We start from the raw sequence: 17,228 nt of genomic DNA, 5'->3' as shown, positions 1-17,228 counted from the left end.
GCATGATTGTTCGTCCCGTACGCAGCAGCGATTTATCCGCGCTGATCGACCTGGCCCGCAGCACCGGCACCGGCCTGACCACTTTGCCGGCCAACGAAGAGCGCCTGACCCACCGGGTCGGCTGGGCCGAGAAGACCTTTCGCGGCGAAGCCGGGCGTGGCGATGCGGACTACCTGTTCGTACTCGAAGACGACGACGGCCGCGTGGTGGGTATTTCCGCCATCGCCGGAGCGGTCGGCCTGCGTGAGCCCTGGTACAACTTCCGCGTCGGTCTGACCGTCAGCGCGTCGCAAGAGCTGAACATCTATCGCGAAATTCCGACGCTGTTTCTGGCCAACGACCTGACCGGCAATTCCGAGCTGTGCTCGCTGTTCCTGCACGCCGATTACCGCAACGGACTGAACGGCCGCATGCTGTCCAAGGCACGCATGCTGTTCATCGCCGAGTTCCCGGAGCTGTTCGGCAACAAGATCATCGCCGAAATGCGCGGCGTGTCCGACGACGCCGGGCGTTCGCCGTTCTGGGAGAGCCTTGGCCGGCATTTCTTCAAGATGGAATTCAGCCAGGCGGATTACCTGACCGGCGTCGGCAACAAGGCGTTCATCGCCGAACTGATGCCGAAATTCCCGCTCTACACCTGCTTCCTCTCGCCGGACGCGCGCAATGTCATCGGCCAGGTGCACCCGGACACCGAGCCGGCGCTGGCCATGCTCAAGAGCGAAGGCTTCAGCTACCAGGGTTACGTCGACATCTTCGACGCCGGCCCGGCCATCGAATGCGAAACCAGCAAGATCCGCGCAGTGCGTGACAGCGAAGCGCTGGTGTTGGCCGTGGGCACGCCGGGTGATGACGCCACACCCTTCATCATCCACAACCGCAAGCGCGAGGATTGCCGCATCACTGCCGCGCCAGCGCGTCTGGCAGCGGGCACCCTGGTGGTCGATCCGCAGACCGCAAAACGTCTTCAACTCAGCGCCGGCGATCAGGTTCGCGCCGTGGCGCTGTCCGCTGCACGGGAGTCGAAATAATGAATTCGCTATACATCGCAGGTGAGTGGCTGGCCGGTCAGGGCGAAGCCTTTCAGTCGCTGAACCCGGTGACCCAGCAAGTGCTGTGGGCGGGCGAGGGCGCGACGGCCGCGCAGGTCGAGTCGGCAGTGCAGGCTGCCCGTCAGGCCTTTCCTCAATGGGCACGTCGCACGCTCGAAGAGCGCATCAGCGTGCTCGAGGCTTTCGCCGCGTCGCTGAAAAACCACGCTGACGAACTGGCTCGCACCATCGGTGAAGAAACCGGCAAGCCGCTGTGGGAGTCCGCGACTGAAGTGACGAGCATGGTCAACAAGATCGCCATCTCGGTGCAGAGCTACCGCGAACGTACCGGCGAGAAGAGCGGCCCCCTGGGTGACGCTACCGCCGTATTGCGCCACAAGCCCCACGGCGTGGTCGCGGTGTTCGGTCCTTACAACTTCCCCGGCCACTTGCCCAACGGTCATATCGTGCCAGCGCTGCTGGCCGGTAACAGCGTGCTGTTCAAGCCTAGCGAACTGACACCGAAAGTCGCCGAGCTGACGGTCAAGTGCTGGATCGAAGCCGGCCTGCCGGCAGGCGTGCTGAACCTGCTGCAAGGCGCGCGGGAAACCGGTATCGCTCTGGCGGCGAACCCGGGCATCGACGGTCTGTTCTTCACCGGTTCCAGCCGCACCGGCAATCATCTGCATCAGCAATTTGCCGGTCGCCCGGACAAGATTCTTGCGTTGGAAATGGGCGGCAACAACCCGCTGGTGGTCGATCAGGTCGCCGATCTGGATGCGGCGGTGTACACCATCATTCAGTCGGCATTCATTTCCGCCGGCCAGCGCTGCACCTGCGCCCGGCGTCTGCTGGTGCCAGAAGGCGCGTGGGGCGACAGCCTGCTCAAGCGTCTGGTGGAAGTCAGCGCGACCATCGAAGTCGGTGCGTTCGATCAGCAACCGGCGCCGTTCATGGGTTCGGTGATTTCCCTCGGCGCGGCGAAAGCGCTGATGGATGCGCAGGAACAACTGCTGGCCAACGGCGCGGTGGCGCTGCTGGAAATGACTCAGCCGCAGGCGCAGTCGGCCTTGCTGACCCCGGGCATCGTCGATGTAACGGCAGTCGCTGAGCGTCCGGACGAAGAACTGTTCGGGCCGTTGCTGCAAGTGATCCGCTACGCCGATTTCGCTGCGGCGATCACTGAAGCCAACAACACCGCTTATGGGCTGGCCGCCGGTTTGCTCTCGGATTCCGAAGCGCGTTACCAGCAGTTCTGGCTGGAAAGCCGCGCCGGCATCGTCAACTGGAACAAACAGCTGACCGGCGCCGCCAGCAGCGCGCCATTCGGCGGCGTCGGTGCCTCGGGCAACCACCGCGCCAGCGCCTATTACGCAGCGGATTACTGCGCGTACCCGGTGGCATCGCTGGAAACCCCGAGCCTGGTGTTGCCATCGGCCCTGACGCCTGGCGTGAAAATGGCGTAGCGGCCATCGCGAGCAGGCTCACTCCTACAGGATTTGTGTTGTACACAGCATATGTGTCCACCGCTAAACCTGTAGGAGTGAGCCTGCTCGCGATAGCCGCGACGCGGTCTGACTGAATTGTTACCTGAAGCCTATAACAACAGATTCTCGTGGAGCCTCGCTGATGAAATCCTATGAAGTCAATTTTGACGGTCTAGTGGGGCCGACCCATAACTACGGTGGTCTGTCCTACGGCAACGTCGCCTCGCAGAGCAACAGTCAGCAATCCTCGAATCCGAAGGAAGCGGCGCTGCAAGGTCTGGCGAAGATGAAAGCGCTGATGGACATGGGCTTCCAGCAAGGCGTGCTGGCTCCGCAGGAACGTCCCGACGTGGCCGCGCTGCGCCGTCTGGGCTTCAGCGGCACCGATGCGCAGGTGATCGAGCGCGCCGCCAAAGAAGCGATGCCGCTGCTGGTCGCCAGCTGCTCGGCGTCGAGCATGTGGGTGGCCAACGCCGCCACGGTCAGCCCGAGCGCCGACACCGGCGACGGCCGCGTGCATTTCACCGCCGCCAACCTCAATTGCAAATACCACCGCAGCATCGAACACCCGACCACCAGTCGCGTGCTCGGCGCGATGTTCGCCAATCAGCAGCACTTCGCCCATCACGCTGCGCTGCCAGCGGTGGCACAGTTTGGCGATGAAGGTGCGGCCAACCACACGCGCTTCTGCCGTGAGTACGGTGAAGCCGGCGTCGAGTTTTTCGTGTTCGGCCGCAGCGCGTTCGACAACCGTTTCCCGGCGCCGCAGAAATACCCCGCGCGCCAGACCCTCGAAGCCTCGCAAGCCGTTGCCCGCCTGCACGGTCTGCGTGACGAAGGCGTGGTCTACGCGCAACAGAACCCCAACGTCATCGATCAGGGCGTGTTCCACAACGACGTGATCGCTGTGGGCAACGGCGAGGTTCTGTTCTATCACGAGGACGCGTTCCTCGAGACCGACAAGATGCTCGCCGAACTGCAAGGCAAACTGGCCAAGGTCGGCGGCAACTTCCAGTCCGTTTGCGTGCCGCGTTCGGCGGTCAGCGTCGATGACGCGGTGCGTTCCTACCTGTTCAACAGCCAGTTGCTGTCGCGTCCCGACGGTTCGATGCTGCTGATCGTGCCGCAGGAATGCCAGGCCAACGAACGCGTCTGGGCTTATCTGCAGAGCCTGACCAGCTCGGGTGGAATGATCCGCGAAGTGAAAGTCTTCGATCTCAAGCAAAGCATGCAGAACGGCGGTGGCCCGGCATGCCTGCGTCTGCGCGTGGCGCTGAATGAAACCGAACTGGCGGCGGTCAACCCAGGGGTTATCATGACGGCCCCGTTGTACGGTTCGTTGACCGCATGGGTTGAAAAGCACTACCGCGACCGCCTGAGCGAAACCGACCTGGCGGACCCGCAGTTGCTGCTTGAATGCCGGACGGCACTGGATGAACTGACGCAAATCCTTAAACTGGGCGCGGTTTATCCTTTCCAGATCAATTGATCGCCAGCGCGCGGCCTGAACCCGGCGCGCGGCGTGTCACCCCAAGAGAGTAAAAACATGAGCGATTCCCTGCAGCTGATCCTTGAAGACACCGACGGCACGCAACTGCAAACCTCGTGCACCCGCGTCGCGGTCATGTGGCAAGGCAAAGAGCTGTGGATCCAGCAGGACGGCCGCGGCCAGTTGCTGATCGGCGTGGACGTGGAGGAAGGTGACGAAGAGTACGCCAACCTGCTGCTGCGCCCATTGGCGACTAATCTGGTAAGTCTGCAACTGGAAATGGAACCGGCTGACCTCGGCGCTGACGAGGATCACGTACACGGCCCGGATTGCAACCACGACCACTAAGGAAACCGCTCTATGCTCGCCCTCGGCAAACTGCTTGAACTGACCCTCGCCGGCCGCGAACCGGCGGAGAAGACTCAACTGACTGTCGAAGGCGTGCGCATGCGCTGGTTGAGCGAAGGGGCGCTGGAAGTCCGGCCCCCGGAAGCGCGCGACAATGGCCTGGACCTGCTGCTGTCGGCAGGTATCCACGGCAATGAAACCGCACCGATCGAGTTGCTCGATCGGTTGCTGCACGACATCGCACGCGGCGACCTGAAGCCGCGTGCACGCATTCTGTTCCTGTTCGGCAATCCGGAAGCGATCCGCAAGGGTGAGCGTTTCGTCGAGCAGGACGTCAATCGGCTGTTCAACGGTCGTCATGAGCAAAGCAGCGGCTCGGAAGCGTTGCGCGCCTGTGAGCTGGAGCGGCTGGCGGCGAGTTTCTTCAGCAAGCCCGAGCGCCAGCGCCTGCATTACGACCTGCACACGGCGATTCGTGGTTCGAAGATCGAGCAGTTCGCCTTGTACCCATGGAAGGAAGGGCGTCAGCATTCCCGTCGTGAGCTGGCGCGCCTGCGCGCCGCCGGCATGGAAGCGGTGCTGTTGCAGAACAAGCCGTCGATCGTCTTCAGTTCGTATACCTACGACAAGCTCGACGCCGAGGCTTTCACCCTGGAACTGGGCAAGGCGCGGCCGTTCGGGCAGAACGACGGCGTCAATGTCTCACTGCTGGAAACCCGCCTGAAGCAGATCATCGAAGGCAATGAGCCGGAGACAGAAGCAGGGCTGGACGGCTTGCAACTGTTCAGCGTGGCGCGGGAAATCATCAAGCACAGCGACGCGTTCCGCCTGAACCTGCCGGCGGACATCGAGAATTTTTCCGAGCTGGAGCCGGGTTATTTGCTGGCCGAAGACCTGGCCAATACCCGTTGGGTGATCGAAGAGCAGGGCGCGCGGATCATCTTCCCCAATCCCAAGGTCAAGAACGGCCTGCGCGCCGGCATCCTGATCGTCCCGACCACCGACGAAAACCTCGCCTGACGCAATCTGGCGGCTGGAGCAAATTCCTGTGGGAGCGAGCCTGCTCGCGAATGCTGACTGCCAGCCAAAAATGATGGTGGCTGACACACCGCATTCGCGAGCAGGCTCGCTCCCACATTTAAATTCGGGTGGGGCTTGAGTCCCCACCCAGCCGGGTGGAATCAGACCGCTACCGCCCGCGGCTCCGTACGGCGCAGTGCGCGAATCTTCTGCAGCGTATCGGCGCAAGTCCGTGCCGCTTCCTGGCCCTTGTGCACAAAGTGTTCGAAAAAGAATTTCTGGTGCTCTTCGCCCGAATGAAAGTGATGCGGGGTCAGCGACACCGAGAACACCGGCACTTCGGTTTCCAGCTGCACCTGCATCAGGCCACTGACCACCGATTGCGCAACGAACTCGTGGCGGTAGATGCCGCCGTCCACCACCAGGGCGGCGGCGACGATGCCGGCGTAACGGCCGGACTTGGCCAGCAGCTTGGCGTGCAGCGGCATTTCGAAAGCGCCGCCGACTTCGAAGAAATCGATGTCCGATTCCTGATAACCCTGCACCAGCATTTCGGCGACGAAGCCTTTGCGGCTCTGGTCGACGATTTCCTTGTGCCAGCAGGCCTGGATGAACGCGACGCGCTCGCCCTGTGGGTGTTTGCTTTTGCTGTCGATAGCGGTGGGTTGCATGTTCTGACTCCTGTTTGTGTGAAAAACAGGGCGTTATGAATCGAAAGGGATGCGAGGGTGCGAGCGCAGGCACGAATGCTCGCGGACGGCCCTTTGGCGTCAATCCCGTTCTCTCTTCATCCGGACTATGACCGTCGGCCCCGGAATCACACCGGGTCTGCTGACCTTGCCGACGCACCCGATCAAGTCGTGTGCAGCGCCAAGCGCTCGCGGGCTATGCGCATTGCGCGCAATTACCGCCGGTGGGGAATTGCACCCCGCCCTGAGAACGTTTTCGCCGCCCATAGGCGGGCGGCGGCAAGTTTGTAACACATATTTTCCGGTCCTGCACAGACCCCCACATGGATTGTGCTTCTTTCTGAGGATGATGATTTTTCCTTGTTCAAGGCTTGATTAATCCGCGCGTTGACCGCAGTAATCCCACTTCACAAAGGGATTCTCCCTGCTGACCAGAGGCCAGGTTCATGAGCGTTATCGATCTTCGCAGCGACACCGTTACCCAACCGACTCCCGCCATGCTCGAAGCGATGACCGCAGCGGACACCGGAGACGATGTGTACGGCGAAGATCCGACGGTCAATCGCCTCGAAGCCGAACTGGCCAAACGCCTGGGCTTTGCCGCTGCGTTGTTCGTGCCCACCGGCACCATGAGTAATCTGCTCGGCTTGATGGCCCATTGTGAGCGCGGCGACGAGTACATCGTCGGTCAGCAGGCACACACCTATAAGTACGAGGGTGGCGGGGCGGCGGTGCTCGGCTCGATCCAGCCGCAGCCGCTGGAAGTGCAGGCCGACGGGTCGCTGGATCTGGATCAGGTCGCGGCGGTGATCAAACCTGACGACTTCCATTTCGCCCGCACCCGCCTGCTGGCGCTGGAAAACACCATGCAGGGCAAGGTGCTGCCGCTGGAATATCTGGCGCGCGCCCGACGCTTTACGCAGGATCACGGCCTGCAATTGCACCTCGACGGTGCGCGGCTGTACAACGCAGCGGTCAGGCTCGGCGTCGATGCCCGCGAGATCACCCAGCATTTCGATTCGGTGTCGGTGTGTCTGTCCAAGGGCCTCGGCGCGCCGGTCGGCTCGGTGCTGTGCGGCTCCGAACTGTTGATCGGCAAGGCGCGGCGTTTGCGCAAAATGGTCGGCGGCGGGATGCGTCAGGCCGGTTTGCTGGCGGCGGCTGGGTTGTATGCGCTGGATCACCATGTTGAACGGCTGGCCGACGATCACGCCAACGGGCAAGTGCTCGCCGATGGTCTGCGTGAGGCCGGTTTCGTCGTCGAACCCGTGCAAACCAACATGGTTTATGTGCAAATGGGCGACAAGGCCCAAGCGCTCAAGGCCTTTGCCGGCGAACGCGGGATCAAGCTCAGCGCCGCCGCACGGTTGCGCATGGTCACGCACATGGACGTCAGCCGCGCGCAAATCGAGCAAGTGATCGCGACATTCGTCGAGTTTTCGCGCAAGTGACAGCGTTAGCCGTCCAATTGACCGTTTCTATCGTATAAACACGCTGTACCCCGCGCGCAGGGCCGATATAATGCGGCCCTTTGCCGTCGCTTCGTCTCACGACGTTTCGAACAGGCCTTTGGCCGCAGCCTCCGTGGAAGAACCTAATGAAAAGCGCAGAAATCCGTGAAGCCTTCCTTCGCTTCTTCGAAGAGCAAGGCCACACCCGTGTAGCCTCCAGCTCTTTGATTCCGGGCAACGACCCAACCCTGCTGTTCACCAACGCGGGGATGAACCAGTTCAAGGACTGCTTCCTGGGCCAGGAAAAACGTGCGTACACCCGTGCCACCAGCAGCCAGAAATGCGTGCGCGCCGGCGGCAAGAACAGTGACCTGGAAAACGTCGGTTACACCGCGCGTCACCACACGTTCTTCGAAATGCTCGGCAACTTCAGCTTCGGCGACTACTTCAAGCACGACGCGATTACCTTTGCCTGGACCTTCCTCACCGGCGTGCTCAAGCTGCCGAAGGAAAAGCTCTGGGTCACCGTCTACGCCACCGACGACGAAGCGTATGACATCTGGACACAGAAAATCGGTGTACCGGCCGAGCGCATGATCCGCATCGGCGACAACAAGGGCGCGCCTTACGCCTCCGACAACTTCTGGACCATGGGCGATACCGGCCCGTGCGGCCCGTGCACCGAGATCTTCTACGATCACGGCGAGCACATCTGGGGCGGCCCGCCGGGCTCGCCGGAAGAAGATGGCGACCGCTACATCGAGATCTGGAACAACGTGTTCATGCAGTTCAACCGCACCGCCGATGGCGTGTTGCATCCGTTGCCAGCGCCGTCGGTGGACACCGGCATGGGCCTGGAGCGGATCAGTGCGGTGATGCAGCACGTCAATTCCAACTATGACATCGACCTGTTCAAGAACCTGCTGAAGGCTTCGGCGCAAGCGATCGGCTGCGAAAACGGCGATCAGTCGTCGCTCAAGGTCGTATCCGACCACATTCGTTCCTGCGGCTTCCTGATCGCCGACGGCGTGCTGCCGTCCAACGAAGGTCGCGGTTACGTGCTGCGCCGGATCATCCGTCGCGCCTGCCGTCACGGCAACAAGCTCGGCGCCAGCGGCAGCTTCTTCTACAAGATCGTTGCGGCGCTGGTCGCCGAGATGGGCGAAGCCTTCCCGGAACTGAAGAAGCAGCAAAGCAACATCGAGCGCGTGCTCAAGGCTGAAGAAGAGCAGTTCTCCAAGACCCTGGAGCACGGCCTGAAAATCCTCGAGCAGGATCTGGCCGAGCTCAAAGGCACCGTGGTGCCGGGCGACGTGGTGTTCAAGCTCTACGACACCTACGGCTTCCCGATGGACCTGACCGCCGACATCGCTCGCGAACGCGGCCTGACCGTCGACGAAGTCGGCTTCGAGCGCGAGATGGAAGCCCAGCGCGTTCGTGCACGTTCGGCCAGCTCGTTCGGTCTGGACTACAACACCCTGGTCAAGGTTGATGTAGCCACCGAATTCACCGGTTACGCCGCCACCAGTGGTTCGGCAAAAATCGTCGCCATCTATAAGGATGGTCAGTCGGTCGACGTGCTGAGCGAAGGTCAGGAGGGGGTGATCGTGCTCAACCAGACGCCGTTCTACGCCGAGTCCGGTGGCCAGATCGGCGACTGCGGTTTCATTCAGGCCGGCGACAGCCGTTTTGACGTTCGTGATACCACCAAGACCGGCGGCGCGTTCCTCCACCACGGCGTGCTGGCCTCGGGCAGCCTGACCATTGGCGCGCCGGTGCAAACCCACGTCGATGCCGAAGTGCGTCACGCCACCGCGCTGAACCACTCGGCCACCCACTTGCTGCACGCCGCCCTGCGTCAGGTGCTGGGCGAGCACGTGCAGCAGAAAGGCTCGTTGGTCGACAGTCAGCGCCTGCGTTTCGACTTCAGTCACTTTGAAGCGATCAAGCCAGAGCAGATCAAGCAGCTGGAAGACATCGTCAACGCCGAGATTCGCAAGAACTCCGCGGTTGAAACCGAAGAAACCGATATCGAAACCGCGAAGAACAAAGGCGCCATGGCGCTGTTCGGCGAGAAGTACGGCGACAGCGTGCGCGTGCTGAGCATGGGCGACTTCTCCGTCGAACTGTGCGGTGGTATCCACGCCAACCGTACCGGCGACATCGGCCTGCTGAAAATCATCAGCGAAGGCGGTGTGGCATCGGGCGTGCGTCGTATCGAGGCAGTTACCGGTGCTGCAGCACTGGCCTACTTGAACGCGGCGGAAGAACAACTCAAGGAAGCGGCCAGCCTCATCAAGGGCAGCCGCGACAACCTGATCGACAAGCTCTCGGCGGTACTTGAGCGCAACCGTTTGCTGGAGAAACAACTCGAGCAGTTGCAGGCCAAGGCAGCCAGCGCTGCGGGCGACGATCTGTCGGCCTCGGCGGTGGACGTCAAGGATGTGAAGGTGCTGGCCGCCCGTCTGGACGGCCAGGATGGCAAGGCGCTGCTGGCGCTGGTCGATCAGCTGAAAAACAAACTCGGCCGCGCAGTGATCCTGCTCGGCGGTGTCCATGAGGAAAAGGTCGTACTGGTTGCAGGCGTAACCAAGGACCTGACTGGCCAACTCAAAGCCGGTGATTTGATGAAACAGGCCGCTGCGGCAGTGGGCGGGAAGGGCGGTGGTCGTCCGGACATGGCGCAGGGCGGTGGTGTCGATGCCGCAGCGCTGGATGGCGCACTGGCGCTGACCGTTCCATTCGTCGAGCAGGCTTTATAAGACGGCTCGCCGGGCCTGCAGTCCAGTGGCGGCCCCGGCGACTGTTGGAAAGATTATTGGGCGCCCTTCATGGGCAGAGGCGGCTTTGAAATGGCTTTGATCGTACAGAAATTTGGAGGCACCTCGGTCGGCACTGTCGAGAGAATCGAGCAGGTCGCCGACAAGGTTAAGAAATTCCGCGATGCCGGCGATGACCTGGTGGTTGTGCTGTCTGCAATGAGCGGCGAAACCAACCGTCTGATCGATCTGGCCAAGCAAATCAGTGGCGAGGCGCAACCGGTTCCGCGCGAGCTGGACGTGATCGTTTCCACCGGTGAGCAGGTGACGATTGCCCTGTTGGCCATGGCGCTGATCAAGCGCGGTGTGCCGGCGGTGTCGTACACCGGTAATCAGGTGCGGATCCTGACCGACAGTGCGCACAATAAAGCGCGTATCTTGCAGATTGATGACCAGAAGATTCGCGGTGATCTGAAGGCCGGTCGCGTGGTGGTTGTCGCCGGTTTCCAGGGCGTCGACGAGCACGGCAACATCACCACTCTCGGGCGTGGCGGTTCCGATACCACTGGCGTGGCGCTGGCGGCAGCCTTGAAGGCGGATGAATGCCAGATCTACACCGACGTCGACGGTGTCTACACCACCGACCCGCGGGTGGTGCCGGTCGCTCAGCGTCTGGACAAGATCACCTTTGAAGAGATGCTGGAAATGGCCAGCCTCGGTTCCAAGGTGCTGCAGATCCGTGCGGTGGAATTCGCCGGCAAGTACAACGTACCGCTGCGCGTACTGCACAGCTTCAAGGAGGGTCCGGGCACCCTCATTACTATTGATGAAGAGGAAACCATGGAACAGCCGATCATTTCCGGCATCGCTTTCAATCGCGATGAAGCCAAGCTGACCATCCGTGGCGTGCCAGACACCCCGGGCGTGGCGTTCAAGATTCTCGGCCCGATCAGTGCCGCGAACATCGAAGTCGACATGATCGTGCAGAACGTCGCGCACGATAACACCACCGACTTCACCTTCACCGTGCACCGCAACGACTACCAGGCCGCACAGACCGTGCTGGAAAACACCGCTCGTGAGATCGGTGCCCGTGAAGTGGTTGGCGACACCAAAATCGCCAAGGTTTCGATCGTCGGCGTCGGCATGCGTTCCCACGCAGGCGTGGCCAGCCGCATGTTCGAATCCCTGGCGAAAGAAAGCATCAACATCCAGATGATCTCGACGTCGGAAATCAAGGTTTCCGTAGTGATCGAAGAGAAGTACCTGGAACTGGCCGTGCGCGCGCTGCACACGGCTTTCGAACTGGATGCTCCGGCCCGTCAGGGCGAGTAATCCGATTCTGTGAAGGGCGCGGTCTGACCGCGCCCTTTATTTTTGAATGGCGCGGGCCCTGAACTGTTCTTTTGCTCGCGCTGGTCAATACTCAGGCATGTAGGGCTACGATCGCTGCGGTTGTAGGTCGGGTGCCTTTTTTTTGCAGACTGTTGTCCCTGAAATGAATGGCGTAAGGAGAAAGGTATGCTGATTCTGACTCGTCGGTGCGCGGAAAGCCTGATTATCGGTGACGGCGAAATCACCGTGACCGTGCTCGGCGTCAAAGGAAACCAGGTGCGTATCGGCGTCAACGCTCCGAAAGAGGTTGCGGTGCACCGTGAGGAAATTTACCTGCGTATAAAGAAAGAGAAGGACGAAGAACCAAGCCATTAATTTCTATCGATTTTTATGTTTGCAAACGGGGAAGAAGCTGGTTAATATACGCCCCGTGTTGCGGAGAGCTGGCCGAGTGGCCGAAGGCGCTCCCCTGCTAAGGGAGTACACCTCAAAAGGGTGTCGGGGGTTCGAATCCCCCGTTCTCCGCCATTATTTGCTTAGTACGTCGTAATCTGGCTTCTTCTGTAAGTTGTTGAAATTACTAGAAAAAGTGTTTGACATAGAGATTAGACGGCCTATAATGCGCGGCAACAAATGCACTCGTAGCTCAGCTGGATAGAGTACTCGGCTACGAACCGAGCGGTCACAGGTTCGAATCCTGTCGAGTGCACCATTTAAGAGTTATTTGCTGTAAGGTGAGTAACTCGGTTTCAGCCAGTTGTGGTCTGGTCTAAAAACACAAAATGCACTCGTAGCTCAGCTGGATAGAGTACTCGGCTACGAACCGAGCGGTCACAGGTTCGAATCCTGTCGAGTGCACCATATACCAAGAAGCCCGCGTTTAACGCGGGCTTTTTGCTGTCCGGGATTTGGCTTTTCCCTTCACACAGCCTCTTTCATCAAAATCAATTTGAGCACTGCGCCCTCGCTTGAGGTCGTAACGATAGCTTGTGGTCGACGTACGCGTATTGATCTTGTCCGGCTTGCCCAGCGCGCTTTCGACATCCCGCTGGCTCATGCCGGCAATGACTCGCCGGTTGATGATCGCTTCGCGTCGCTGCCTGTTATCAATCAGGTTTCCACATTTATGTTCAGTGCCGCCGATGATGCCCGGTTCGCGTCCGCTGTCTTTCATGCCGGTCACAGCTTCGTGATCGAACTCCGGCATGATTGCGACCCAGCCGGGAGAATAGGGATGAACCTCCTGAAGCGACAGCTGTTCGCCGGCTGCGCAGCTCATCGATGTAAAGGTGACGCTGCCGTCAGCGCCCTGGCAACGATGAAGTGTGGTGGCCTTGGAAGGCGTGACGTGGAGCAGAGCGGTCAGTAGAAAAAGCTCGGGTTTTGCTGGCATTCGATGTCCTCCATGACGATCTACGCTCAAGGGTAGTCGCTGCTTTTTCCATTGCCGGTGTGTTTTCTTTTCAAGATGAGTCGTCGCATTTGCACGGGTCAGGAAGGCGCTCAGGTTTGTTTCGCAAGCGCTTGTTTCAGCCGTGATTTTTTCAACGTTTTAAACCGTCAGGCGTGTATCATTGCGCCCGTCAGCCCCGCCGGGGCTTATGGAAATCCTCCATGGACTTACCCAGTAGTTGTTCAGTAAACCGTTTCACCAATCAAGAATTGACTGATTGATCCTTCCGGCGTGCCCCGCTGCTGGGAGTGGAGTTCGCCTATGTCCGAAATCGAAGTAAAGAAAACTCAGGAAAGCCTGCAGGACCGCCTGGCTCAGGTCGTCGAGTTGCTGCAGCGCCAGCGTGTCGTTGAAGACCTGACTCATCGTCAGGAAGGTCCGCATCACGACCGCGTGGAGAACCTGGTTCACCGGCAAAACCTTGTCGAGCTGCAACGCAAGCTCGATGATCTGCACTCCGCCGACGTCGCCTACATTCTCGAAGCCTTGCCGCTGGACGATCGTCTGACCCTCTGGCAATTGGTCAAGGCCGATCGCGACGGCGACATTCTTCTCGAAGTATCCGATTCCGTCCGTGAAACGCTGATCGCCGACATGGACGATCACGAGCTCCTGGCCGCGGCCAAGGACATGGACGCCGACGAACTCGCTGACCTGGCTTCCGAGCTGCCGCGAGACGTTGTCCATGAGCTGATGGAAAGTCTGGATAACCAGCAGCGCGAACGCGTGCGCTCGGCCCTGTCTTATGACGAGGATCAGGTCGGTGCGCTGATGGACTTCGAGATGGTGACGATCCGTGAGGACGTCAGCCTCGAAGTGGTTCTGCGTTACCTGCGTCGCCTCAAAGAGCTACCTGGTCACACCGACAAATTGTTCGTAGTCGATTACGACGGCGTGCTCAAAGGCGTGCTGCCGATCAAGCGTCTGCTGGTCAACGATCCGGAGAAGCAGGTCGCCGAAGTGATGGCCAGCGATCCGGTGAGTTTCCACCCGGACGAAGATGCCTACGACGCCGCTCAGGCATTCGAGCGTTACGACTTGATCTCGGCCCCGGTGGTTGACAAGAACGGCAAGCTGATCGGCCGTCTGACCATCGATGAAATGGTCGACCTGATCCGTGAGGAAAGCGAAAGCGAAGTCCTCAATATGGCCGGTCTGCGTGAAGAGGAAGACATTTTCGCGTCGGTGTGGAAATCCCTGCGCAACCGTTGGGCCTGGCTGGCGGTGAACCTGATCACTGCGTTCGTGGCATCGCGGGTGATCGGCCTGTTCGAAGGCTCGATCGAAAAACTGGTAGCGCTGGCGGCGCTGATGCCGATCGTCGCCGGTATCGGCGGCAACTCCGGCAACCAGACCATCACCATGATCGTGCGCGCCATGGCGCTGGATCAGGTCAGCACCGGCAACACCTCGCGCTTGATGCGCAAAGAGCTGGCGGTCGGTTTGATCAACGGTCTGGTCTGGGGCGGGGTGATCGGTGTGGTCGCGTACATGCTCTACGGCAGTTGGTCGCTCGGCGTGGTGATGACGGCGGCAATGACGCTCAACCTGTTGCTGGCCGCGTTGATGGGGGTGTTGATCCCGATGACGCTGGCGAAGATGGGCCGGGATCCGGCGATGGGCGCCAGTGTGATGATCACCGCAATGACGGACAGTGGCGGCTTTTTCATCTTCCTCGGTCTGGCGACGATCTTCCTGCTCTGATCATCTGATAACAAATACAAAGCCCGTCAAATTGACGGGCTTTTTCATGGCTGCGAAAACTCAAAACCGAGGCAAAAAAAAGCCAGCAATCATGCTGGCTTTAATGTGTTCGGTATGACTCAGGACGCGTCTGCGGCCATTTCAGCGTCGTGGGCGATCAGCGACACCAAGGCGTTTTGCTGACGATGCGACAACTGACGGAAGCGTTGCAACAGCTCGCGCTCGTGCAGCGACAGCTCCGGGCTGTCCAGGCGCATGCTCAGCTCTTCGCCCAGTGCGCCTTCCTGAATAAGACTCTGCTCAAGGCGCGCAATGATCTCGGAGTTCATGCTGCGATGATGATTGCGAGCCACCTCGGCAATGCGTTCACGCATTCCGTCTGGCAGACGTACGACAAACTTGTCAGCCGTACGGCTGGAATAAATTGCCTGTTTCAATGGGCGCATATATTTAACCGGTTAGTTCAGGGGAGCGGTTCTCGGGATTGGCCGCAGGATGTGTGGTAGGACAAGCATCCGGACCAATTGGTTCAACCTGAATTGTTAAGAGGCCGGCATCATGCCTCAAAATTGCCAGATCATTGGCGCCAATTCTGTGACAAATATTGAGCCGGGTAAAGGCGTAATGCCAGCACCAGTTGTCAGAAATGCGGACTGGTTGGAAAACTTTCCATCCATCCGTATCGCTGCATGCTTCGACATGCGCATCTGTAGATGTCCGAAGACCTCGGAACGTGCATGCTATGCGGCTCGCTATTCTTATCCCTATGTGTACAGGATAGTGGCAATTTGCCGATTTACTAGAGGCAGGTCCCGTCGGAGGGCGTTTACAGGATGGATGGCAAGCTTTTTTACCTGATGGGACCGTCCGGTTCGGGCAAGGACAGCCTGATCGACGCATCGCGTGAGCCATTGCGTGAGTTGAACTGCGAAATCATGCGTCGGGTAATCACCCGATCAGCGGAGTCCGTCGGCGAGGATGCGATTGGCGTGACGCCGCAAGAGTTCGATCGGCAAAAGCAGGCCGGAGCGTTTTCTCTGGCCTGGCAAGCAAATGGCCTGTCTTACGGCATTCCCATTGAAATGGATCAATGGTTGCGAGGTGGGCGCCATGTCTTGGTCAATGGTTCAAGAGCAAACCTGCGCCAAGCGATGGAGCTGTACCCGGCCCTCGTGCCGATCCTGCTGACGGTCAACGACGAGGTTCTGCGCCAGCGACTGCTCAGGCGGGGTCGGGAAACCCCTGAGCAGATCGATGCCAGGCTGGCGCGCAATGCGCTGTTCAAAGACCGCAGATCCAGCGACAGCCCCGTTTATCACATCGACAATTCTGGTGACCTTGCTGACGCTGTTTCCGCGCTACTGGAATTGATTCGGCTCAACGCAGAACCGGATCGAATTTGATCTTGCGCCCGGCGATCAGAGCCAGCACGAAAAGCACCGCAAACACGCCACAGCCAACCAGAGGCAAGGTGACTTCCGTCTCCTCGAACAGCGCCAGATGGGTAACGCCACTCAGTAAAGCGAGGATCAGAAATCCTGTCGCCGATTTGGACATGTTGTACTCCTGAAGATATTTCAAAAAACCAGACGTTCGGTGGTTGGCGCCGAGGCTTGCTCAGGTTCGCTGACCATGTGCGTAGAAGCGTCGCTGCGATCACTCAACACTGCCCACTGCGGCGCTTTCTGCACCTGCAGGTAATGCGGCATGCGTTGCGCCACTGGCCGCTCAACCTCAGCCTTGGGGAAAAAATGCGATCCGAGCAAGAAAGCCAAAGCCGCTGCGTTTGCAAGCAAGAGGGTGCTGTTCATGGCACGACGCTCCAAATTGTTCTTTTTGATAGAACAGGCATAGCAGTCGCCGTGCCAACAGTGTAACGGCTGATAAGTCCTTTAAAAACAAGGGATTGGTAAGGTTTTTAGGAATGCGCTGATTGCAATCTGCAATGAGCGCATTTTCGCGTAGTGCAAATTGCCCGGTAAAAGTTCCCGCAATCTTGCACGGCGCTTGCCTACACTTAAAAAGCCCTACGGACGACATGACAAAACAGGGGCTGGCCGTTAACATGCACGCCGTCTGTCGCGCCGCATACAGCGCGCTTCACTCAGTGTCTCAGTAGCTCAATTGGATAGAGCATCCCCCTCCTAAGGGGAAGGTTGCAGGTTCGAACCCCGCCTGGGACACCACCTTACAAACATCGAAAAGCCCCATCGCATTTACCCGTGCGACGGGGCTTTTTGGTTTGGGCGTCAGGCGCCGCGCAGTCGAGATGATTTGCCGGATGTGTATTTTCTTCTTATCGGTATTCAGACCGGTAAGTTCGAGGTGTCATTCCTGGGAGGGCAGACAGGATTCAATTGAGCCAGCAGCGCTTTCGTAATACTCCAATGAAGAATCTTGAAGCACCACCCTCAGGCCCCGGCACTTTTGGCCGATAACCCGAACGGTGAGTTCACACTCGCGCG

The 17,228-nt window shown here is 59.6% G+C and carries 16 protein-coding genes, 4 tRNA genes and 1 riboswitch; of the genes, 15 read left to right on the top strand and 5 right to left on the bottom strand.

Annotated features, from left to right (window positions below; all coding sequences use genetic code 11):
- Positions 1-2: 2 nt before the first annotated feature.
- From astA to astE, 5 genes are all read left to right on the top strand, one after another.
- The gene (gene astA / locus AEQ63_RS22720) at positions 3-1,028 is read left to right on the top strand and encodes an arginine N-succinyltransferase (protein ID WP_024014014.1); all 1,026 of its coding nucleotides are present in this window, start codon (positions 3-5) and stop codon (positions 1,026-1,028) included.
- Positions 1,025-2,494, top strand: coding sequence for a succinylglutamate-semialdehyde dehydrogenase (gene astD, locus AEQ63_RS22715; protein ID WP_165839183.1), 1,470 nt, complete (start codon positions 1,025-1,027; stop codon positions 2,492-2,494). The genes astA and astD overlap by 4 nt, the downstream gene beginning before the upstream one ends.
- Before the next feature lie 163 nt (positions 2,495-2,657).
- A complete protein-coding gene (gene astB / locus AEQ63_RS22710; RefSeq protein ID WP_064364875.1) occupies positions 2,658-4,004 on the top strand; it encodes an N-succinylarginine dihydrolase in 1,347 nt (448 codons plus the stop codon).
- 57 nt (positions 4,005-4,061) lie between these two features.
- Entirely contained in the window at positions 4,062-4,352 is a 291-nt protein-coding gene (locus tag AEQ63_RS22705) for a hypothetical protein (RefSeq protein WP_016773591.1), read from the top strand.
- A gap of 12 nt (positions 4,353-4,364) precedes the next feature.
- Positions 4,365-5,372 (top strand): succinylglutamate desuccinylase, encoded by a 1,008-nt coding sequence (gene astE, locus AEQ63_RS22700; RefSeq protein WP_064364873.1) that lies wholly within the window; start codon positions 4,365-4,367, stop codon positions 5,370-5,372.
- A 161-nt stretch (positions 5,373-5,533) separates the two neighbouring features.
- On the opposite strand, the gene AEQ63_RS22695 is transcribed toward astE, so the two are convergent.
- Positions 5,534-6,043, bottom strand: coding sequence for a 6,7-dimethyl-8-ribityllumazine synthase (locus AEQ63_RS22695; protein ID WP_016773593.1), 510 nt, complete (start codon positions 6,041-6,043; stop codon positions 5,534-5,536).
- Positions 6,044-6,146: 103 nt separating this feature from the next.
- A riboswitch (FMN riboswitch) is annotated at positions 6,147-6,317 on the bottom strand.
- Positions 6,318-6,507: 190 nt separating this feature from the next.
- On the opposite strand from AEQ63_RS22695, the gene ltaE reads away from it, so the two are divergent.
- The 7 genes from ltaE to AEQ63_RS22660 all read left to right on the top strand — a co-directional run bounded on the left by ltaE (position 6,508) and on the right by AEQ63_RS22660 (position 12,467).
- Positions 6,508-7,512, top strand: coding sequence for a low-specificity L-threonine aldolase (gene ltaE / locus AEQ63_RS22690; RefSeq protein WP_064364871.1), 1,005 nt, complete (start codon positions 6,508-6,510; stop codon positions 7,510-7,512).
- Positions 7,513-7,658: 146 nt separating this feature from the next.
- Entirely contained in the window at positions 7,659-10,274 is a 2,616-nt protein-coding gene (gene alaS, locus AEQ63_RS22685; protein WP_064364869.1) for an alanine--tRNA ligase, read from the top strand.
- A 90-nt stretch (positions 10,275-10,364) separates the two neighbouring features.
- Positions 10,365-11,606, top strand: coding sequence for an aspartate kinase (locus tag AEQ63_RS22680; protein ID WP_016773595.1), 1,242 nt, complete (start codon positions 10,365-10,367; stop codon positions 11,604-11,606).
- Positions 11,607-11,792: 186 nt separating this feature from the next.
- Positions 11,793-11,981 (top strand): carbon storage regulator CsrA, encoded by a 189-nt coding sequence (gene csrA, locus AEQ63_RS22675; protein WP_002554426.1) that lies wholly within the window; start codon positions 11,793-11,795, stop codon positions 11,979-11,981.
- A gap of 62 nt (positions 11,982-12,043) precedes the next feature.
- Positions 12,044-12,134, top strand: a tRNA-Ser gene (locus tag AEQ63_RS22670).
- Between the two features lie 107 nt (positions 12,135-12,241).
- Positions 12,242-12,318: transfer RNA gene (locus tag AEQ63_RS22665), tRNA-Arg, on the top strand.
- Between the two features lie 72 nt (positions 12,319-12,390).
- A tRNA-Arg gene (locus tag AEQ63_RS22660) sits at positions 12,391-12,467 on the top strand.
- Between the two features lie 19 nt (positions 12,468-12,486).
- Here the strand turns inward: AEQ63_RS22660 and AEQ63_RS22655 are convergent.
- Positions 12,487-12,999 carry a hypothetical protein gene (locus AEQ63_RS22655; protein WP_064364867.1) on the bottom strand — a complete coding sequence of 171 codons (513 nt, stop codon included), beginning with the start codon at positions 12,997-12,999 and terminating at the stop codon, positions 12,487-12,489.
- Between the two features lie 321 nt (positions 13,000-13,320).
- Between AEQ63_RS22655 and mgtE the strand changes: the two genes are divergently transcribed.
- Positions 13,321-14,763, top strand: coding sequence for a magnesium transporter (gene mgtE / locus AEQ63_RS22650; RefSeq protein WP_016773597.1), 1,443 nt, complete (start codon positions 13,321-13,323; stop codon positions 14,761-14,763).
- A gap of 119 nt (positions 14,764-14,882) precedes the next feature.
- Here the strand turns inward: mgtE and AEQ63_RS22645 are convergent, their stop codons facing one another.
- Complete coding sequence (locus tag AEQ63_RS22645) at positions 14,883-15,209, bottom strand: Arc family DNA-binding protein (protein WP_003178899.1); 327 nt, start codon at positions 15,207-15,209, stop codon at positions 14,883-14,885.
- A gap of 387 nt (positions 15,210-15,596) precedes the next feature.
- On the opposite strand from AEQ63_RS22645, the gene phnN reads away from it, so the two are divergent.
- Positions 15,597-16,166 (top strand): phosphonate metabolism protein/1,5-bisphosphokinase (PRPP-forming) PhnN, encoded by a 570-nt coding sequence (phnN, locus tag AEQ63_RS22640; RefSeq protein ID WP_064364865.1) that lies wholly within the window; start codon positions 15,597-15,599, stop codon positions 16,164-16,166.
- Here phnN and AEQ63_RS22635 read toward each other — a convergent pair.
- Both AEQ63_RS22635 and AEQ63_RS22630 read right to left on the bottom strand, forming a co-directional pair.
- Positions 16,141-16,320 (bottom strand): PA3371 family protein, encoded by a 180-nt coding sequence (locus tag AEQ63_RS22635; protein ID WP_016773599.1) that lies wholly within the window; start codon positions 16,318-16,320, stop codon positions 16,141-16,143. The two genes, phnN and AEQ63_RS22635, sit on opposite strands and share 26 nt — an antisense overlap.
- 20 nt (positions 16,321-16,340) lie before the next feature.
- Complete coding sequence (locus tag AEQ63_RS22630) at positions 16,341-16,574, bottom strand: hypothetical protein (protein WP_064364863.1); 234 nt, start codon at positions 16,572-16,574, stop codon at positions 16,341-16,343.
- 298 nt (positions 16,575-16,872) lie between these two features.
- On the opposite strand from AEQ63_RS22630, the gene AEQ63_RS22625 reads away from it, so the two are divergent.
- Positions 16,873-16,949 (top strand) — tRNA-Arg (locus AEQ63_RS22625).
- The last annotated feature ends 279 nt before the right edge of the window (positions 16,950-17,228 follow it).

The organism is Pseudomonas sp. RIT-PI-o (assembly GCF_001297215.1).
Taxonomy (GTDB): Bacteria; Pseudomonadota; Gammaproteobacteria; order Pseudomonadales; family Pseudomonadaceae; genus Aquipseudomonas; species Aquipseudomonas moraviensis_A.
This window is presented reverse-complemented; position numbering and strand designations above follow the sequence as displayed.